This is a genomic window from Gilliamella sp. B3482, assembly GCF_026536805.1.
Classification (GTDB): domain Bacteria; phylum Pseudomonadota; class Gammaproteobacteria; order Enterobacterales; family Orbaceae; genus Gilliamella; species Gilliamella apicola_E.
Genome location: NZ_JAFNNL010000003.1, coordinates 29,172 through 45,259 on the forward strand (window position 1 = coordinate 29,172; position 16,088 = coordinate 45,259).

The window sequence follows — 16,088 nt, forward strand, 5'->3', positions numbered from 1 at the left end:
CCGCTACTAAAGCGGTTTTTTATTATCTGGAGAAATTAAAATTATGGCAAAAATTTCGGGAGTTTTAACCGACGGTGCAGGTAATGTTATCAACAACTGCACTATCGAGTTATACGCAAAAAAAACAACAAGCAAAGTACTAACACAAACACAAGTATTTCAAGTGGCAAACAACGGCAGTTATATGATGAACGTATTGCCGTGTGATTATGAAGTAAAACTAATTATAAATGGATTTCCGCCAAAGAGGCTCGGCTCTATCCAAGTGTTTTCTGACTCAAAAGATGGCACATTAAATGATTTTTTACTTAATCCGTCTGAGAGCGAGATAACACCTGCAATACTGCAACAAGTTATTGATTCTCGTAATCATGCAAATAAATCTGCTGAAAAATCAGCTAATTCAGAGCGGAATAGCAAAATATCTGAAACGAATGCAAAAACTAGCGCTGACAATGCAAAAAATATAGCAAATTCAGTTGAAAACTTGGTCGCTAATGCAAGCAACTCAGCACAATCAGCTAGCTCATCATCTGCAACAGCAACCAATGCGAGCGCATCAGCTAAATCGTATTCAGATTCAGCTAAATCATATGCAGATAGTGCCAGCGCATCAGCAACAGCATCTCGTAACTCAGCTCAACAATCTAGTAATAGTGCAAATGCGGCTAAAACATCTGAACAAAATGCTAAAAAATCAGCAGATGACGCTAAAAATTGGGCTTCTAGCGTTGATACTACAAACTTCATCAAAAAAACAATCGGCGACCAACGTCTAATGCCGTTTCGTCGTGATGAGTTGCCGTTTGGCTGGTATTTTAGAAATGGTGATAATTTCTTGCTAGATTCACCGCAGGGGCAGGTTTTAAACAGCTTGTCAGCTAATTATAAAAACGATCATCGCATTACGATAAAAACAATTAACGGGAAACGATACATTAATGTACCGACTGCATTTTATTCCGATGGTCGTGGTTTTTTTGAGCGTGCGGTTAATGGAACTACTCGACAGGTAGGAAGTACTGAAGATGATGCGATTCGTAATATTAAAGGAGCGATACCAAATGGTCCCGGACGAGCAGTAATCGGGCATGAAAACATAACAAAAGGTGAGCATGACGGAGCGATGTCAGTTTATCACTGCGATGACGATTGGCTGCAAGTAGGTCCGCGTCGAATGAGGTGGGCGTTTTTCGATTTTGATGCATCACGAGTTGTTCCTACAGCAAATGAAAACCGACCTATCAATATAGGGCTCACGCCAGCTATTTATTTAGGAGTTTAATATGATCAACTATTATTTTGATGAGACAGACGAGCTCAAACCATACACACATGAATTAGAGGCGAACGATGACACATTACCACCTGATAATGCGCTACGAATTTCCCCTGTATTTAAAGAAGGTTATTGTCCGTGCGAACAGGGAGGGAAATGGATTCTTATTGAAGATAACCGCGAAAAAAATGCTTATAATATTGAAACAAAAGAAACTGTTAAAATTGATTATCTAGGGGAAATAAAACAGGGATTTACATTACTGGAGCCGTTCGAGTTTTGCAAATGGGACGGGGGAAAATGGGTGAAAGATAAAGTGGCTGAAAATAACGCTACCATTGAACACAATCAATTTAAGAAAAATTCACTAATAAATGAAGCTAACGAAAAGATAGCTATTATTCAAGATGTTATAGATTTAGATATGCAGGAATCAAACGAAGAGGAGCAGCTTAAAAAATGGAAAAAATATCGCATATTATTAACTCGTGTTGACTCGTCAGATGTTAATGCTGCATTTCCTGAAAAGCCCGAATAACTAAGCGCTATCAATCCTCAACTTAACATGCTCTACGGCATCTTGATACGATTTAAAAATTCCGACTTTGTTTAATCTACCGTTTTTATAAAAACACCACCAATCATTGTGTATATCGCATGACGGAAAAATCAAATACGAATCATTGTCGCAATCGTAAATTGAATCGGTGTCTGGATCGGTTAGTATGTAAATTGTTTTTGTATAGTTTATTGTGATCATGTTATGAAAGATTAGTTAGTTTTATTCATCATAAACTAATATTTTTCTGGAGTGTGACTTGAAGTGAAATTGTGGGAAGTGGATCGCAATAAAAGCGAATAAAATATTAATGACGGTATTTATAACGGTAATATCAATATTTGCAAGTTATAACTATATGAATTTAAATGACATGATACTTATTAACACTATTGAGTGGGAATAATTGCAACAAATACCATATAATCTTTTTATCTTAAGCCTTGTTTATCAAGGTTTTTTTATATCATTGGTATTTCATAATAATTGTTTTAAGGCTTATGATATAAACTTAAAAACTTGGTATTCATTGGTTGAGCGTATTCGATTAATAAAAATAAATACCTTAATTGTATTAATTAAGAAAAATATCTTTTCATGAATCTTATATAAATCAAAAATAACAGAAAAGTGATGCTTACTTTAATCGATATAATATTTGGTTTTTTCAAAACGATTGATAAAGTGCTTCCAAAACCATAGTGCGATCCGTCTTTGCTTTTTGTCTTTTTTAAATAATTTTTTTCTGTACTCTGAACGTTGTTTGATTTGGTGTATTCGCTCATTATGGATTGATGAGTTTAGTGAACATACATCATTACTTGTTATTAACGCCGGTAAAGTAGCATACAATTTAATATTGGCACATAATTTAAAAACTTTGAACATATCCGCTTCATAACGAATAGGAAATAAGAATTTTATTAGTTTTTTTGCAGCGTCATTAGTAATGATATAACCGTTGGCTCTCACGGCGCGAGTAATTTCAACAAGTTCGAAATTATCTAATTTATATTTTTTATTAATCAGATAATGGAAGTCGGCGGTTAATAAAAAAATGCCTTTTTTGGTATTTTTCGTTTCAAAGCTGTTTAAAAAATCAGGAAGATTGTTAGATAGGACTGAATCATCTTCAAGAATCAAAGCATAAGGTAGATTTTCATCAACAATTTTTTTATAGATATTAAAATGGCTAAGTGCACAGCCAATCTCACCTTTAGTTAAAAAATTATTTGGATAATCAAGAACATTATTTTTAATGAATGATTCTGTCAGTTTACTTCCATCGACTGCATTATAAATTTCAAAATCAAGCTTTAATCTTTGACACTCTTGTTGTATATATTGTTTTTTTTGGGGTTCTCTTTCTAAATTTATTACAAATGTTTTCATTTTTTCAGTTTTTTATGATTTTTTTGAAGTATAGCATGTCAATTACAACATAAAAACCTTTAAAAACTTATTGCTAAATGATCTACAAAAATGACTAACTTAAGTATATACTTCTTTTTATATAGGTTTCTTCGCTATTGATAAAAGCGGATAAAGCTAATTTAAGTTATTACCTCATTTGAGAAATTAAGGACCGTTAAGTATGATTTTAGGTAATGTTAATCATTTGGATTTAATTCCTTATTTGCCTACCAAGATTAAACAATCAATTGAATATGTAAAAGACAACGTTAATAGCAATACACCAGCTGGTCGTTATGATATTGACAGCGATAATATGTTTTTTATGGTTTCTGACAATTCATTAAGATATATTCACGAAGCGAATCCTGAGTACCATAAAAAATATATTGATGTGCAAATTGTTTTAGATGGTCAAGAAGGAATGGCTGTTTCCACTCTACCTCCTCATACACAAGTATTAGAAGATAAAATAGCAGAAAATGATATCGCTTTTATCAAAACACCTAACGAAGAAACTATGTTAGTATTACAGAAACACGATTTTATTGTATTTTTACCTAATGAAGTACATAAACCGCTTTGTGCTGTCGATAATAAGATTGCAACGGTTCGTAAAGTTGTGGTAAAAATCGCATTAGATTATTTATAAATAGAAGTAAGGATTTTAGGTAGCACTATGACAACAAAAATCGCTGTTATTGGCGAATGTATGATTGAACTTTCAATAAAACAAGATTCAACAACCCGTAGCTTTGGGGGAGATACTCTTAACACGTCGGTTTATTTATCTCGTTTATTAAAAAATAAAGATTTTTCGATTCATTATGTGACTGGTTTAGGAACTGATCCTTTCAGTCAAGAGATGCTTGATAGCTGGCAAAAAGAGCATATTTCAACTGATTTGGTACAAAGAATGTCTGATAAAATGCCAGGACTTTATTCTATTGTGACTGATGAACAGGGTGAGCGTTCTTTCTATTATTGGCGTAATGATGCAGCTGCTAAATTTTGGTTAAAAACAGCTGAAACAGCAAAAATTGCTGAGCAAATTGCTAAATACGATTATGTCTATCTAAGTGGTATCAGTATTGCAATTTTAGATGCGGAAAGTATTATCAAATTATTAGATCTATTAAAACAAGTTAAAGCCAATGGTGGTAAAGTGATTTTTGATAATAACTTTAGACCACGTTTATGGAGTAGCTTGGATTTAGCTCGAAGTGTCTATTCTGATATTTTATCATTTACTGATATTGCGTTTTTAACTTTAGATGATGAAGACTTATTATGGGGCAAGTTACCGTACGAACAAGTAATTGAACGAACTAAAAAGTTTGGTGTTTCTGAAGTGGTCATTAAACGTGGTAGCGATAGTTGTATTATTGATTCTGTGGAAGGGCGTTTTGACGTTCCAGCAAATAAAATCGCTAAAGAAGATGTTATTGATACCACGGCAGCTGGGGATTCATTTAGTGCGGGTTATTTAGCTGCACGTTTAAGTGGCAAAAATCCATCACAATCAGCAAGTCAAGGTCACCTAGTTGCCGGTACCGTGATTCAGTATCGAGGTGCTATTATTCCTTTGGATGCTACGCCAAAACTAATTGAAGGTTAGTAAATAAAACGGTCAGTAATGACCGTTTTTTATACCAGAATAATTTGGCTCTAAAAATATTTAATATCGATTTTTAGGCAAAATAGATTACGGTAGTATTGCAAAAGAGCGTACTGGAAAACCCGAAGCGTTATTTGGTTTGGCTACAATATTAAAGATAACCGCGCCTTTGGTTGGCAATTGATCTAAATTTGTCATTAATTCTACTTGATAAGTATCTTGCTCTAAAACATAGTATTCGCCTTTTAGTGCATTATTTTCTCGAAATGCTTTCGCTGAATCGGTATCAAAAGTTTCGTGGCCAATCGCTTTAATCTTTCGTTCTTCAAATAAAAATTTTAATGCATCAAGTCCCCAGCCAGGAATTTGATTGTTTCCATCCTCATCTTTATTTTCCATTGCAGATTGTGATGGCCATTTCTTACTCCAGTCTGTTCTCAGTGCAACAAAACTACCCGCTTCAATTTGCCCATGTTGCTTTTCAAAAGCTAATACGTCATCTTTAGAAAAAGAAAAATTGGGATCTTCTTTTGCTCGTATAGATTGGTCAATTACGATTAGAGGTAATGCTAATTCCTGTAATTCAAGTTCATGCAAATAACGAGTATTAGGAACAAAATGAATTGGCGCATCTAAATGAGTACCATATTGACCAGCAAAACTAAAATTTTGCGCTAAAAAGCCATCACCGTGGTCAAATAGTGTTTTTATTTCAGCCGGTTTAAACATAAAAAAATGGGGCGAATTGTGATCAAATGCATGAGTCAAATCTATCCATTTTTTCGATTTTAATAAATTTAATGCTTGTAAAACGTCGTTATTCAAAATTATTCCTTATATCAAAAAAGTGTATCAATGATTTATTGTAAGATGATTAAATTCAAGAAACCAATAATTTAGAGTTATAGAAATATAACTTTTAGTTCTAATCTATTTTGAAAAAAAGTTGAGGAACGGGGTTTTTGAGGGGTAAAAATGCTTAATTTGTGCTATTTAATTGACAATTTTGGCTTATATTATTGAATTTCTGCTAATAGACCCTATTGAGCTATATAGTTGTATATTTAATCACTTGATACTGGTATAATATACAGTTAATTTTATTTATCTAAAAACACACATAAGAAGAGATCTATGTCAATTAAAGATATCGATATTCGTGGTGCAAGAACACACAATTTAAAAAATATAAATGTAGTTATACCAAGAGATAAATTGGTTGTTATCACCGGTCTTTCCGGCTCTGGTAAATCATCATTAGCATTTGATACCTTATATGCTGAAGGCCAAAGGCGATATGTTGAGTCATTATCAGCTTATGCTCGTCAATTTTTATCACTAATGGAAAAGCCTGACGTCGATCATATTGAAGGATTATCTCCTGCCATTTCGATTGAGCAAAAATCAACATCGCATAATCCTCGCTCAACAGTGGGAACAATCACTGAGATTTATGACTATTTGCGACTTTTATTTGCTCGAATCGGTGAGCCACGCTGTCCAAATCATAATTTACCCTTAGCTGCGCAAACTGTGTCGCAAATGGTTGATAGTATTATGGCTCTGCCATCTGAAAACCGCTATATGTTGCTTGCGCCAGTTGTCACTGAACGTAAAGGTGAGTTCGTTAAATTGTTTGAACAACTTGCAGCAAGTGGTTATATTCGAGTTCGAGTTGATGGTGATGTTTATGACCTTTCAGATCCACCAATACTTGAGCTTCAGAAAAAACACACAATTGAAGTCGTTGTTGACCGTTTCCGAATTCGAGATGATTTGAAATTACGTTTAGCCGAATCAATCGAAACTGTGCTTTCCATAACTAATGGTATTGTCAAAGTCGCGAATTTAGATGATCCGAAAGCAGAAGAGCATCTATTTTCTGCCAATTTTGCTTGTCCTATATGTGGTTATAGCATTCCTGAACTTGAGCCGCGATTATTCTCATTCAATAATCCTGCTGGTGCATGTCCGGAATGTGACGGTTTAGGTGTACAACAATATTTTGATCCAAAGCGTATTGTTCAGATGCCTGAAGTTTCTTTAGCTGCCGGAGCGATCAAAGGATGGGATAGACGTAATTTCTACTATTTTCAAATGTTAAAATCGTTAGCAAACCATTATAAATTTGACATTGATAAGCCATATGAAAAATTATCTGACAAAGTAAAAGATATTTTATTAAATGGCTCTGGTGATGAAGAAATACAGTTCGTTTATACCAATGATCGTGGTGATGTCGTTAAACGTAATCACCCTTTTGAAGGGATCATCAATAACCTTAGTCGTCGTTATAAAGAAACTGATTCACAAACTATACGTGAAGAGTTAGCTAAATATATCAGTAATCGTCCTTGCCCGTGTTGTGGCGGTTCACGATTATGTAGAACTGCGCGTCATGTGTTTATTAATGATACTAATTTACCAACAATTAGTGATTTAAGCACACAACAAGCCAAAGATTTTTTTGATAAGCTTAATTTAACTGGACAACGAGCGCAGATAGCCGAAAAGATTTTAAAAGAAATTAATGATCGTCTGCAATTTTTAATTAATGTTGGTTTGAATTATTTAACCCTGTCACGTTCGGCTGAAACCTTATCCGGTGGGGAAGCACAACGAATTCGACTGGCTAGTCAGATTGGTGCGGGGCTTGTTGGTGTTATGTATGTTCTTGATGAACCATCCATTGGTTTGCACCAGCGTGATAATAGTCGCTTGATTGATACATTAACTCACTTACGCGATTTAGGTAATACCGTCATTGTTGTTGAACACGATGAAGAAGCGATAATGGCTGCTGATTATGTGATTGATATTGGACCAGGCGCTGGTGTCCATGGTGGTGAAGTTGTTGCTCAAGGTACGCCAAAACAGATTATGGCAAGTAAGAACTCTTTGACTGGTAAATATCTTTCTGGAAAAGAGAAAATTGAGATCCCAGCTAAACGTCATAAAGTTGATAAGAAAAAAATGTTATCATTGATTGGCGCGACAGGAAATAATCTTAAAGATGTCACATTAAACATTCCTGTAGGGCTATTTACTTGTATTACTGGCGTCTCTGGATCAGGTAAATCAACATTAATCAATGACACCTTATATCCATTAGCTCAAAACGAATTAAATGGCGCTGAAAAAACCGAAATTGCACCATTCAAATCAATTAAAGGATTAAACTTTTTTGATAAAGTTATTGCGATAGATCAGAGCCCGATAGGACGGACACCACGATCTAATCCAGCAACTTATACTGGCTTTTTTACATCAATTCGTGAGCTTTATGCAGGGGTACCAGAAGCAAGGGCAAGAGGCTATAATCCTGGACGTTTTAGCTTTAATGTTAAAGGTGGACGTTGTGAAGCTTGCCAAGGTGATGGTTTAATTAAAGTTGAAATGCATTTTTTACCTGATATCTATGTACCTTGTGATCAGTGTCATGGCGCACGATATAATCGAGAAACATTAGAAATCAAATACAAAGGTAAGTCGATTAATGAAATCCTCAACATGACTGTTGAAGAAGGTCGAGAATTTTTTGACGCGGTACCGATGATTTCACGCAAATTACAGACTTTAATTGATGTTGGTCTTGCTTATATTACCATTGGTCAATCAGCAACAACATTATCTGGAGGTGAAGCGCAACGAGTAAAACTTGCAAAAGAGTTATCTAAGCGAGATACTGGTAGCACACTTTATATCCTAGATGAACCAACTACGGGCTTACATTTTGCGGATGTAAAACAATTGCTTGCTCAACTACACTCATTGAGAGATAAAGGCAATACTATTGTAGTTATCGAACATAATTTAGATGTTGTCAAAACTGCCGATTGGATTGTCGATTTAGGTCCAGAAGGGGGTAGTGGCGGTGGAGAAATCATCGCCGAAGGAACACCAGAAGACGTTGCTAAATCGAAAAAATCTTATACTGGTAAATACTTAAAACCATTACTGGAAAAGCAAAAGTAGTAAGTATTGTTATATAAATAAAGTTAACCATAGGAGAAGGGTTTTGTCATTACAGATTATACTAATGATCATTATTGCTTATCTCTGTGGTTCACTTTCAGGTGCTATGATAATTTGCCATTTGATGAAGTTACATAACCCTTCTTTATATGGTTCTCATAACCCTGGTGCGACAAATGTATTAAGGATTAATGGGCGATTACCTGCTGTTTTTGTATTAATCTTTGATATGTTAAAAGGTGCTATTCCGGTCTATATTGCTTATCGACTAGGAATATCACCTTTCTTTTTAGGTATTATTGGTATTTCGGCTTGTCTTGGACACATTTTTCCATGCTTTTTTCATTTTCGTGGTGGAAAAGGTGTTGCAACTGCGTTAGGAATGATGGCGCCGATTGGACTTGATTTTACAGGTTGCTTTTTGTTGACTTGGTTTTTTACATTAATTACAACGGGTTATTCTTCTGTCGCGGCAATAGTCGGTTTTCTTTTTGCACCTTTATATGTTTGGTTATTTAAACCAGAATTGACATTACCTGTTACAATGCTTTCATGCTTAATCATTATTCGCCATAGTAGCAACATAATGCGCCTATTAAAAGGCGAAGAGCCCAAAAGCTTTTATCGTCGCAGTAAAAAATAATCTAAAACACAACTAAGCTTAATTTTCAGTTACTAATCGTTATTAGTGATATATGAAAGATTAATTATTTTTAAATTAAAGTAATAGAATATTTTTTGTTTTACAGACAATTCAAACAAGGTATTATTATTCATCTTTTAATTATGTGGTTAATTCATGCAAATCAGTCCGTTACTAGAATCACTTATTAGCGCACTTCGCTGCTTACCTGGGGTTGGTCCAAAATCAGCACAACGAATGGCTTATCATCTATTACAACGTAATCGCCAAGCAGGTCTCCATTTGGCTGAAGAGTTAAATGAAGCTATGAATAATATTGGTCATTGCAAACAATGTCGAACCTTTACTGAACAGGAGATCTGCAATATCTGCGCGAATATCCGTCGACAAAGTAGCAATCAACTCTGTGTGGTTGAATCTCCAGCAGATATTTTTGCTATTGAGCAAACAGGGCAGTATAGTGGTCGTTATTTCGTTTTACTGGGGCATCTGTCACCACTTGATGGTATTGGCCCGAGTGATATTGGTCTCGACCTTTTAAAAATTAGGTTAAGTTCAGAATCAATTAGTGAAGTTATTTTAGCTACCAATCCAACGGTTGAAGGTGATGCTACAGCCAATTATATCGCCCAGATGTGTAATGAATTTAATATCGTTGCGACTCGAATTGCGCACGGTGTACCAGTGGGTGGAGAGCTTGAAATGGTTGATGGTACAACATTGTCACATTCCTTTGTTGGTCGACAAAAGATAGATTTTTAGCTTTTTGCGATTTATGAACAACTAGGTTGTTAACGGTTAATATGTATTAAGAAAAAATAGGAAGAGAGAGCTTATGAAATATAAAGCAGTCGCATTTGATATGGATGGAACGTTACTTGGTAGTAATCGTTTAATCCTTCCTGAAACAGTAGATATGATACAAAGAATTAGTGATAAAGGAATTAAAGTCATTTTGGTATCAGGTCGTCATCATACCGTTATTCACCCTTATTACTACCAACTAAAATTATCTACACCTGCGATTTGCTGTAATGGGACCTATTTATACGATTTCGAAAAGCAGCAAAACTTTGCTGCAAAACCAATGACTAAACAACAAGCAAAGACATTGTTAAATTTAGTTAACCAATATGGTATTCATACTATGATTTATACTGATCAGTTTATGAATTATGAAGTTCTTGATGATCATTTAGAAGGTTTCTTTCAATGGGTGAAGTCTTTACCTGAATTTCTACAACCAGAAGTTAAAAAAGTTGATGACTTCGAGAAACTGATTGATCAAGCAAATTTGATTTTCAAATTTGCGACCAGTAGTCATGATATTTCAGCATTAAAACAATTTTCAAATGAGGTTGATGCGCTCGGTGAGTTTTCTTGTGAATGGTCATGGTCAAATCGTGCTGATGTAGCGGTAAAAGGGAATACTAAAGGAAACGGATTAAAGCATTGGGCTGAACATGAAAATATCAAATTAAGTGAAATTGTAGCTTTTGGTGATAGTTACAATGATATCAGTATGTTATCCATAGCAGGATTAGGCATAGCAATGGGTAATGCGGATAAAGAAGTCAAAGAAAAAGCCAATTATTCAATTGGCGATAATAACAGCCCAAGTATTGCCGCTGAACTTGAAAAAATATTTTTAAATTAGAAATATTAATTTTAAGATGGTCTTTGAAGTTCTTTATCAAGATAATGATTTAATCGCAATCAACAAGCCAGAAGGGTGGTTAGTACACCGAAGCTGGCTTGATAAAAATGAAACTGTCGTTGTCATGCAAACGTTGCGCGATCAAATCGGACAGCATGTTTATCCCATCCATCGTCTTGATCGACCAACATCAGGTGTATTAATTTTTGCTTTATCTAGTGAGATTGCAAGATTATTGTCTGAACAATTTGCATCCAAACAAATAGAAAAAGTTTACCATGCTATTGTACGTGGTTATGTTGATGATGAAGCAATCATTGATTATCCCTTAGTTGAAGAGTTGGATAAAATCGCTGATAAGTTTACTCGTAAAGATAAGCCGGCCCAAGATGCTATAACTTTTTATAAAGGTTTGAGTAAAATAGAGTTGCCTATTGAAGTGGGTAAATATAAAACGGCAAGATATAGCTTTGTTGAATTAAAGCCACAAACAGGAAGAAAGCACCAATTACGTCGTCATCTTAAACATATTTTTCACCCTATCATAGGTGATAGTAAACATGGTGATCTTCATCAAAATCGAGCTTTTAGTCAATATTTTGATATTAAGCGCCTGATGTTACATGCTAGTACTGTTAAAATGATTCATCCCATTACATCTACCCCTATTACTATTCATGCAAAATTAAGTGATGATTGGTTAACGATATTACAAAATTTTAAATAAGTTTATTTGGGTTAAATGTCTTCTAACAATATTAGTTTTTGTCATTTAGCATGATAAACATTACAGCGTTATGCATTATTAATGATGGGTATATTCTTTGTCTCAATTAATGCTTCAAAAAATAATTAAAAGCATTAGATTAAGAATTTAATCAAATATAGTAATGGATTCATAGCCTTATAATCATCAGTTTTTTAAAATTTTTCTTCATTATTGAATATAAATTCAATTTCACTTCAGCATGGAAATACATCTGACATCTTTTGATAAGTGGTGATTATTGATTTTCTTGTGCTTTCGAAAATTATACTTAGATTAATTAGATTTAGTTGAACAGTGGAAAAAGTAGAAAGCTCATTTTAAAGTTTTTCATCACTTTTTATTTATGCTTCAAGTTTCTACAATTAATTTCAATAATTTGTTTAAATTGAAAAAAGCGCAATTTTACAATGACGCTTTTAAATTATTAACTGAATGATTAAGCTTCGAGATAAATAGATGCCATTTTTTCGAAATCTTCATCGGTAAAACCAAGTTCTTGCTTAATGTAATTGCTAGGTGAGCCTGCAATTTTTCTCATAGTATCGAAAACCTCATTAATAAAGATTTCTCGGGTATCAATTAAACTTAGTAGATAACCCAAAACGTCTTCATTATCAGTGATTTCTCGATAAGCAGCCATTTTTATTTTATTGCGTTCCAATCGATTATCATGTGTTAGCATATAATCATATATAATATCTGATTCAGATACACCTAACATAACTTGAATTAACAATACACCATAACCCGTCCGATCTTTACCGCCTCGACAGTGTTGAAGGCTAGGGCTGTTATTTGAATCTAAAATTACTCTTAACATTTCTCGATAGGCTTTTTTAGATTTTTCACTTAGTACAAAGTTACGATATTGCTCAAGTACTTGTATACCGTCACCATTAACTAACTCCTTTGGAATATCACGAAGAACACTTTCAATTAATGCCCGATCTTCATTGCTTGGATCAGCTGCAAATTGTGCAGCTAATTCTGCTGTTTGAGCAGAGGCATCAAAATTAAAAGTTTGTCTTTCACCAATTGAACAATTCGGGCTTGTTTTAACCTCATTTTCACAACGATAATCAATGATTGTTTTTATATTCAATGCCTTTATATATTGTTGTGCATCAGGTTTTAGGCCATGAAGATGATTAGAGCGATACAACATTCCCCATTTTATACGTTTTCCTTTCGCACCGACATAACCACCAAAATCACGGAAATTATTTAGTCCATTGATTGGTAATGTTCGTTCTCCAAATAAAAATGGTTTTTGGCCATTTATTTGTAATATGAGATAGATTCGGCTTTTAGCGTTTAATGGATCATCAAATATTACTGGGGATTTTAATGCATTTCCAATTAGTGTTTTATTATTAGTGTTTACATCAGCTTCGGTTGTCCAATATAAATCTGCAGGCTTATCACTATTAAAAGTAACTTCTAATTTTCCTTGCTTATTCCTAATTACTGATATTTCATTATTTTTTTCTAACATAACTTTCTTCCTACCTAGTGTAATATGCCGACTGATGAAAGAACGACTCCAATTACCATTACAGCAATAATGAGCGATACTGTATATTTACCTTGAAATTTCCTAACTAAGAAAAAAACAGCTAAGGTAAAAAGAAGCGTTAATAAATTTGGCATTACCTTATCAAACATTTCTTGAACTTTTATTGATTGCTCACCAACTTCAATTAAATAAGGTGTTGATACTTTTACTGTTGAGGCTATTAACGATCCTAGCACCATTACGCCAACGACATTAGCAACGTTACTAATTCGCTGAATAATATTTGAATTTTTAGATTGCTCTATAAGATCAATTCCTTTGTTATATCCATAATGAACAAAGAAATATTTTGTAAAAATGTTGACTAAATTATAGATGAAAAACATTAATATGGGTCCAATGATATTACCTTGTAACGCAAAAGCTGCACCAATACTTCCACATATCGGCATCCAAGTAAATTTCAGTAGACTATCACCCAAACCTGCAAACGGGCCCATTAATCCAGCTTTTAACGAAATGACCGCATCTTTTTCTTCTTCCGTTGTTTTCTCTTCGACAGCAGCTGTAACGCCAAGAACTAATGCTCCGGCATTAACTTGCGTATTGAAAAACTCAAAATGGCGTTGCATTGCTCTAACGCGAGTTTCTTTATCGGCGTCCTTATAAAGACGGTCTAGAATTGGAATCATACAGTGAGCAAATCCAATCGTTTGTAATTTTTCATAGTTGAATGAAAAAGGGATTGTTTGTATTTTCCAAAAGACACTATTAAGATCTTTTTTAGTAATTTTCTTTTCATTGTTCATAGGTCATATTCCTCTTCAATACTGTCATTTTGCATAGGTTTTTCTTGATTATTTTGATTATTGTTTTTGCCCGCGGTGAATGCCATGTCATATAAGACAGCAAAGGCAAGTGCAACAAAGGTAACTGGTATGATTGGTAGTTTTAGGTAACTAGTTAAAACAAATCCGAGTAAAAAGAAGAACCACATTGAGCCTTTTAATAACATCAACAATAAAATACAAATACCTACTGCTGGGATTAATTTTGAAGCGACACCCATACCATCAATTATATTCTTTGGAATAGCGTCTAAAATTGTTTTAATCAGATCACTGCCAAAATAAATTGCTAAAAAGCATGGAACAGCTCTAATTAAAAACCATATAGGTGTTGAAAAATAATGTACTTTAACTAGTCCTTTATAATCTCCATTTTGTATGCTTTTTTCAGCCCATGGATTTAAGAAACAAGCAAATGAACGCCATAGAATAAGTAATTGTTGGCAAAGTATTGAAACGGGTAGGGCTAATGCAACTCCAGTGGCAACGCCACCGCCAGTTGAAATACCTAATGAAACGCCAATAATTGCACCAGCAACAATATCTGGCGCTGAGTAAGCTCCAACATTTCCAACGCCCATCCACATAAGTTCAAGTGTTGCACCAATGGCTAATCCTTGAACCATATCACCCATGATGATGCCTGCTACAGTACCGGTTAATAAAGGCCGACGTAACATTTGTGGCCCGACATCATCGAGTGAACAAATTCCCGCCCAAATGGCGACAAGAATAGCTTGTGTTAACATGAGTTAACCTCCAAATTATAGAAATAAATGTTTTAATAAATAGTGTTAGCTGAGTAGGGTTTTTAGATCGACAATGGGATCTTTAGGCACCATCTGAATTTCAACTTCAACATTTTTTGCAATGAGATTTCTAAACGCTTGTTCTTCTTCTGGTGTGACAGACACCGCTCTTGATAATTGATGACGACCATCTTGCATTCGCATTCCACCTACATTGAGTTTTTCCAGTGACAATCCACCTTCCACTAATGCGTCAACGTCAATACTATTGGTGAACAGTAACATTGTTCTTTTTTTGATAGGTGTCTTTTTTAAGATTTCGATAAATTGCTGTACTCCAAAGATCAAAACCTTTAATCCTGGCGGTGCAGACATGGTTAATACTGATTGTTGAACTTTGTCATCAGCAACTTTATCGTTGATGACTAATACTTGCTCGATATCATAGTTTTTCACCCAAGTTGTAATAACTTGTCCATGAATTAATCGGTCATCGATTCGTGCTACATTAATTGGCATTGGTGTTCTCCTTACAATTCATTAACTTCTTCATTTTTAATATTTAGCAGTTGTCTAACGTCTTTACAGCTTTGAGGAAATGCTTCTTCAATAGCTTGTTTGGCATCGTTCAATGTTCCTTCTCGATTGTTTAAAACTTCAAGTAGTACGGGAATATTAAAACCACAAAATAGTAAAACATCGTCATGGGATATCAGTAATTCGCTAGCAAGATTGCAGGGAGTTCCTCCCATAATATCAACCAAAATAATTACTCCATTGCCTTGATTAAGTTTTTTATAACTACTTTGCATTTCTTGTCGTAAATTATTGATATTGTTATCAACTAAAACTGAAATAATGTGGATACTTTCTTGCTCTCCCATAAGCATCTGTGCACATTCAAGTGCACCCTGAGCAAAAGGGCCATGACTTGCTAAAATGATAGGTAAAGGATTAGACATAAAAATTTCCTTGTTTGTAACTTTATTACTAAATATTTAAGTATATTTAGTAATAAAGTTACATCTACATTTAAAAATAGTCATCCATTTTTTAAGAAAT

16 protein-coding genes are annotated in these 16,088 nt (G+C 34.2%); 9 read left to right on the top strand and 7 right to left on the bottom strand.

Annotated features, from left to right (window positions below; genetic code table 11):
• The first annotated feature begins 43 nt into the window (after positions 1-43).
• Both J3U18_RS05565 and J3U18_RS05570 read left to right on the top strand, forming a co-directional pair.
• Positions 44-1,285 (top strand): prophage tail fiber N-terminal domain-containing protein, encoded by a 1,242-nt coding sequence (locus J3U18_RS05565; protein ID WP_267353183.1) that lies wholly within the window; start codon positions 44-46, stop codon positions 1,283-1,285.
• Between the two features lies 1 nt (position 1,286).
• Positions 1,287-1,817, top strand: coding sequence for a tail fiber assembly protein (locus J3U18_RS05570; RefSeq protein ID WP_267353184.1), 531 nt, complete (start codon positions 1,287-1,289; stop codon positions 1,815-1,817).
• 663 nt (positions 1,818-2,480) lie between these two features.
• Here J3U18_RS05570 and J3U18_RS05575 read toward each other — a convergent pair.
• Entirely contained in the window at positions 2,481-3,230 is a 750-nt protein-coding gene (locus J3U18_RS05575; protein WP_267353185.1) for a glycosyltransferase family 25 protein, read from the bottom strand.
• A gap of 202 nt (positions 3,231-3,432) precedes the next feature.
• Here J3U18_RS05575 and J3U18_RS05580 point away from each other — a divergent pair, with 202 nt between their 5' ends.
• Positions 3,433-3,903: a YhcH/YjgK/YiaL family protein gene (locus J3U18_RS05580; protein ID WP_267353186.1), complete on the top strand. Its 471-nt coding sequence runs from the start codon at positions 3,433-3,435 to the stop codon at positions 3,901-3,903.
• Positions 3,904-3,930: 27 nt separating this feature from the next.
• Positions 3,931-4,869, top strand: coding sequence for a sugar kinase (locus J3U18_RS05585; RefSeq protein ID WP_065563538.1), 939 nt, complete (start codon positions 3,931-3,933; stop codon positions 4,867-4,869).
• A gap of 87 nt (positions 4,870-4,956) precedes the next feature.
• Here the strand turns inward: J3U18_RS05585 and J3U18_RS05590 are convergent, their stop codons facing one another.
• Positions 4,957-5,694 carry a cyclase family protein gene (locus J3U18_RS05590; RefSeq protein WP_065734039.1) on the bottom strand — a complete coding sequence of 246 codons (738 nt, stop codon included), beginning with the start codon at positions 5,692-5,694 and terminating at the stop codon, positions 4,957-4,959.
• 315 nt (positions 5,695-6,009) lie between these two features.
• Between J3U18_RS05590 and uvrA the strand changes: the two genes are divergently transcribed.
• From uvrA to truC, 5 genes are all read left to right on the top strand, one after another.
• Positions 6,010-8,844, top strand: a complete 2,835-nt coding sequence (gene uvrA, locus J3U18_RS05595) for an excinuclease ABC subunit UvrA (protein ID WP_141673968.1) — start codon at positions 6,010-6,012, stop codon at positions 8,842-8,844.
• Positions 8,845-8,887: 43 nt separating this feature from the next.
• Entirely contained in the window at positions 8,888-9,487 is a 600-nt protein-coding gene (plsY, locus tag J3U18_RS05600) for a glycerol-3-phosphate 1-O-acyltransferase PlsY (RefSeq protein WP_141673967.1), read from the top strand.
• A gap of 156 nt (positions 9,488-9,643) precedes the next feature.
• Complete coding sequence (recR, locus tag J3U18_RS05605) at positions 9,644-10,249, top strand: recombination mediator RecR (RefSeq protein WP_267353187.1); 606 nt, start codon at positions 9,644-9,646, stop codon at positions 10,247-10,249.
• A gap of 73 nt (positions 10,250-10,322) precedes the next feature.
• Entirely contained in the window at positions 10,323-11,144 is an 822-nt protein-coding gene (locus J3U18_RS05610) for a pyridoxal phosphatase (protein WP_267353188.1), read from the top strand.
• Between the two features lie 16 nt (positions 11,145-11,160).
• Complete coding sequence (truC, locus tag J3U18_RS05615) at positions 11,161-11,871, top strand: tRNA pseudouridine(65) synthase TruC (protein ID WP_267353189.1); 711 nt, start codon at positions 11,161-11,163, stop codon at positions 11,869-11,871.
• Positions 11,872-12,349: 478 nt separating this feature from the next.
• Here the strand turns inward: truC and J3U18_RS05620 are convergent, their stop codons facing one another.
• Genes J3U18_RS05620 through J3U18_RS05640 form a run of 5 tightly spaced genes read right to left on the bottom strand, consistent with a single transcriptional unit; the run spans position 12,350 to position 15,988 of the window.
• Positions 12,350-13,408 (bottom strand): tyrosine-protein phosphatase, encoded by a 1,059-nt coding sequence (locus tag J3U18_RS05620; RefSeq protein WP_267353190.1) that lies wholly within the window; start codon positions 13,406-13,408, stop codon positions 12,350-12,352.
• 14 nt (positions 13,409-13,422) lie between these two features.
• A complete protein-coding gene (locus J3U18_RS05625) occupies positions 13,423-14,238 on the bottom strand; it encodes a PTS system mannose/fructose/sorbose family transporter subunit IID (protein WP_065563530.1) in 816 nt (271 codons plus the stop codon).
• Positions 14,235-15,026 carry a PTS mannose/fructose/sorbose/N-acetylgalactosamine transporter subunit IIC gene (locus J3U18_RS05630; RefSeq protein WP_065563529.1) on the bottom strand — a complete coding sequence of 264 codons (792 nt, stop codon included), beginning with the start codon at positions 15,024-15,026 and terminating at the stop codon, positions 14,235-14,237. The genes J3U18_RS05625 and J3U18_RS05630 overlap by 4 nt, the downstream gene beginning before the upstream one ends.
• Positions 15,027-15,071: 45 nt before the next feature.
• Positions 15,072-15,545, bottom strand: coding sequence for a PTS system mannose/fructose/N-acetylgalactosamine-transporter subunit IIB (locus J3U18_RS05635; RefSeq protein ID WP_065734046.1), 474 nt, complete (start codon positions 15,543-15,545; stop codon positions 15,072-15,074).
• Between the two features lie 11 nt (positions 15,546-15,556).
• Positions 15,557-15,988 carry a PTS sugar transporter subunit IIA gene (locus J3U18_RS05640; protein WP_267353191.1) on the bottom strand — a complete coding sequence of 144 codons (432 nt, stop codon included), beginning with the start codon at positions 15,986-15,988 and terminating at the stop codon, positions 15,557-15,559.
• Between the last annotated feature and the right edge of the window lie 100 nt (positions 15,989-16,088).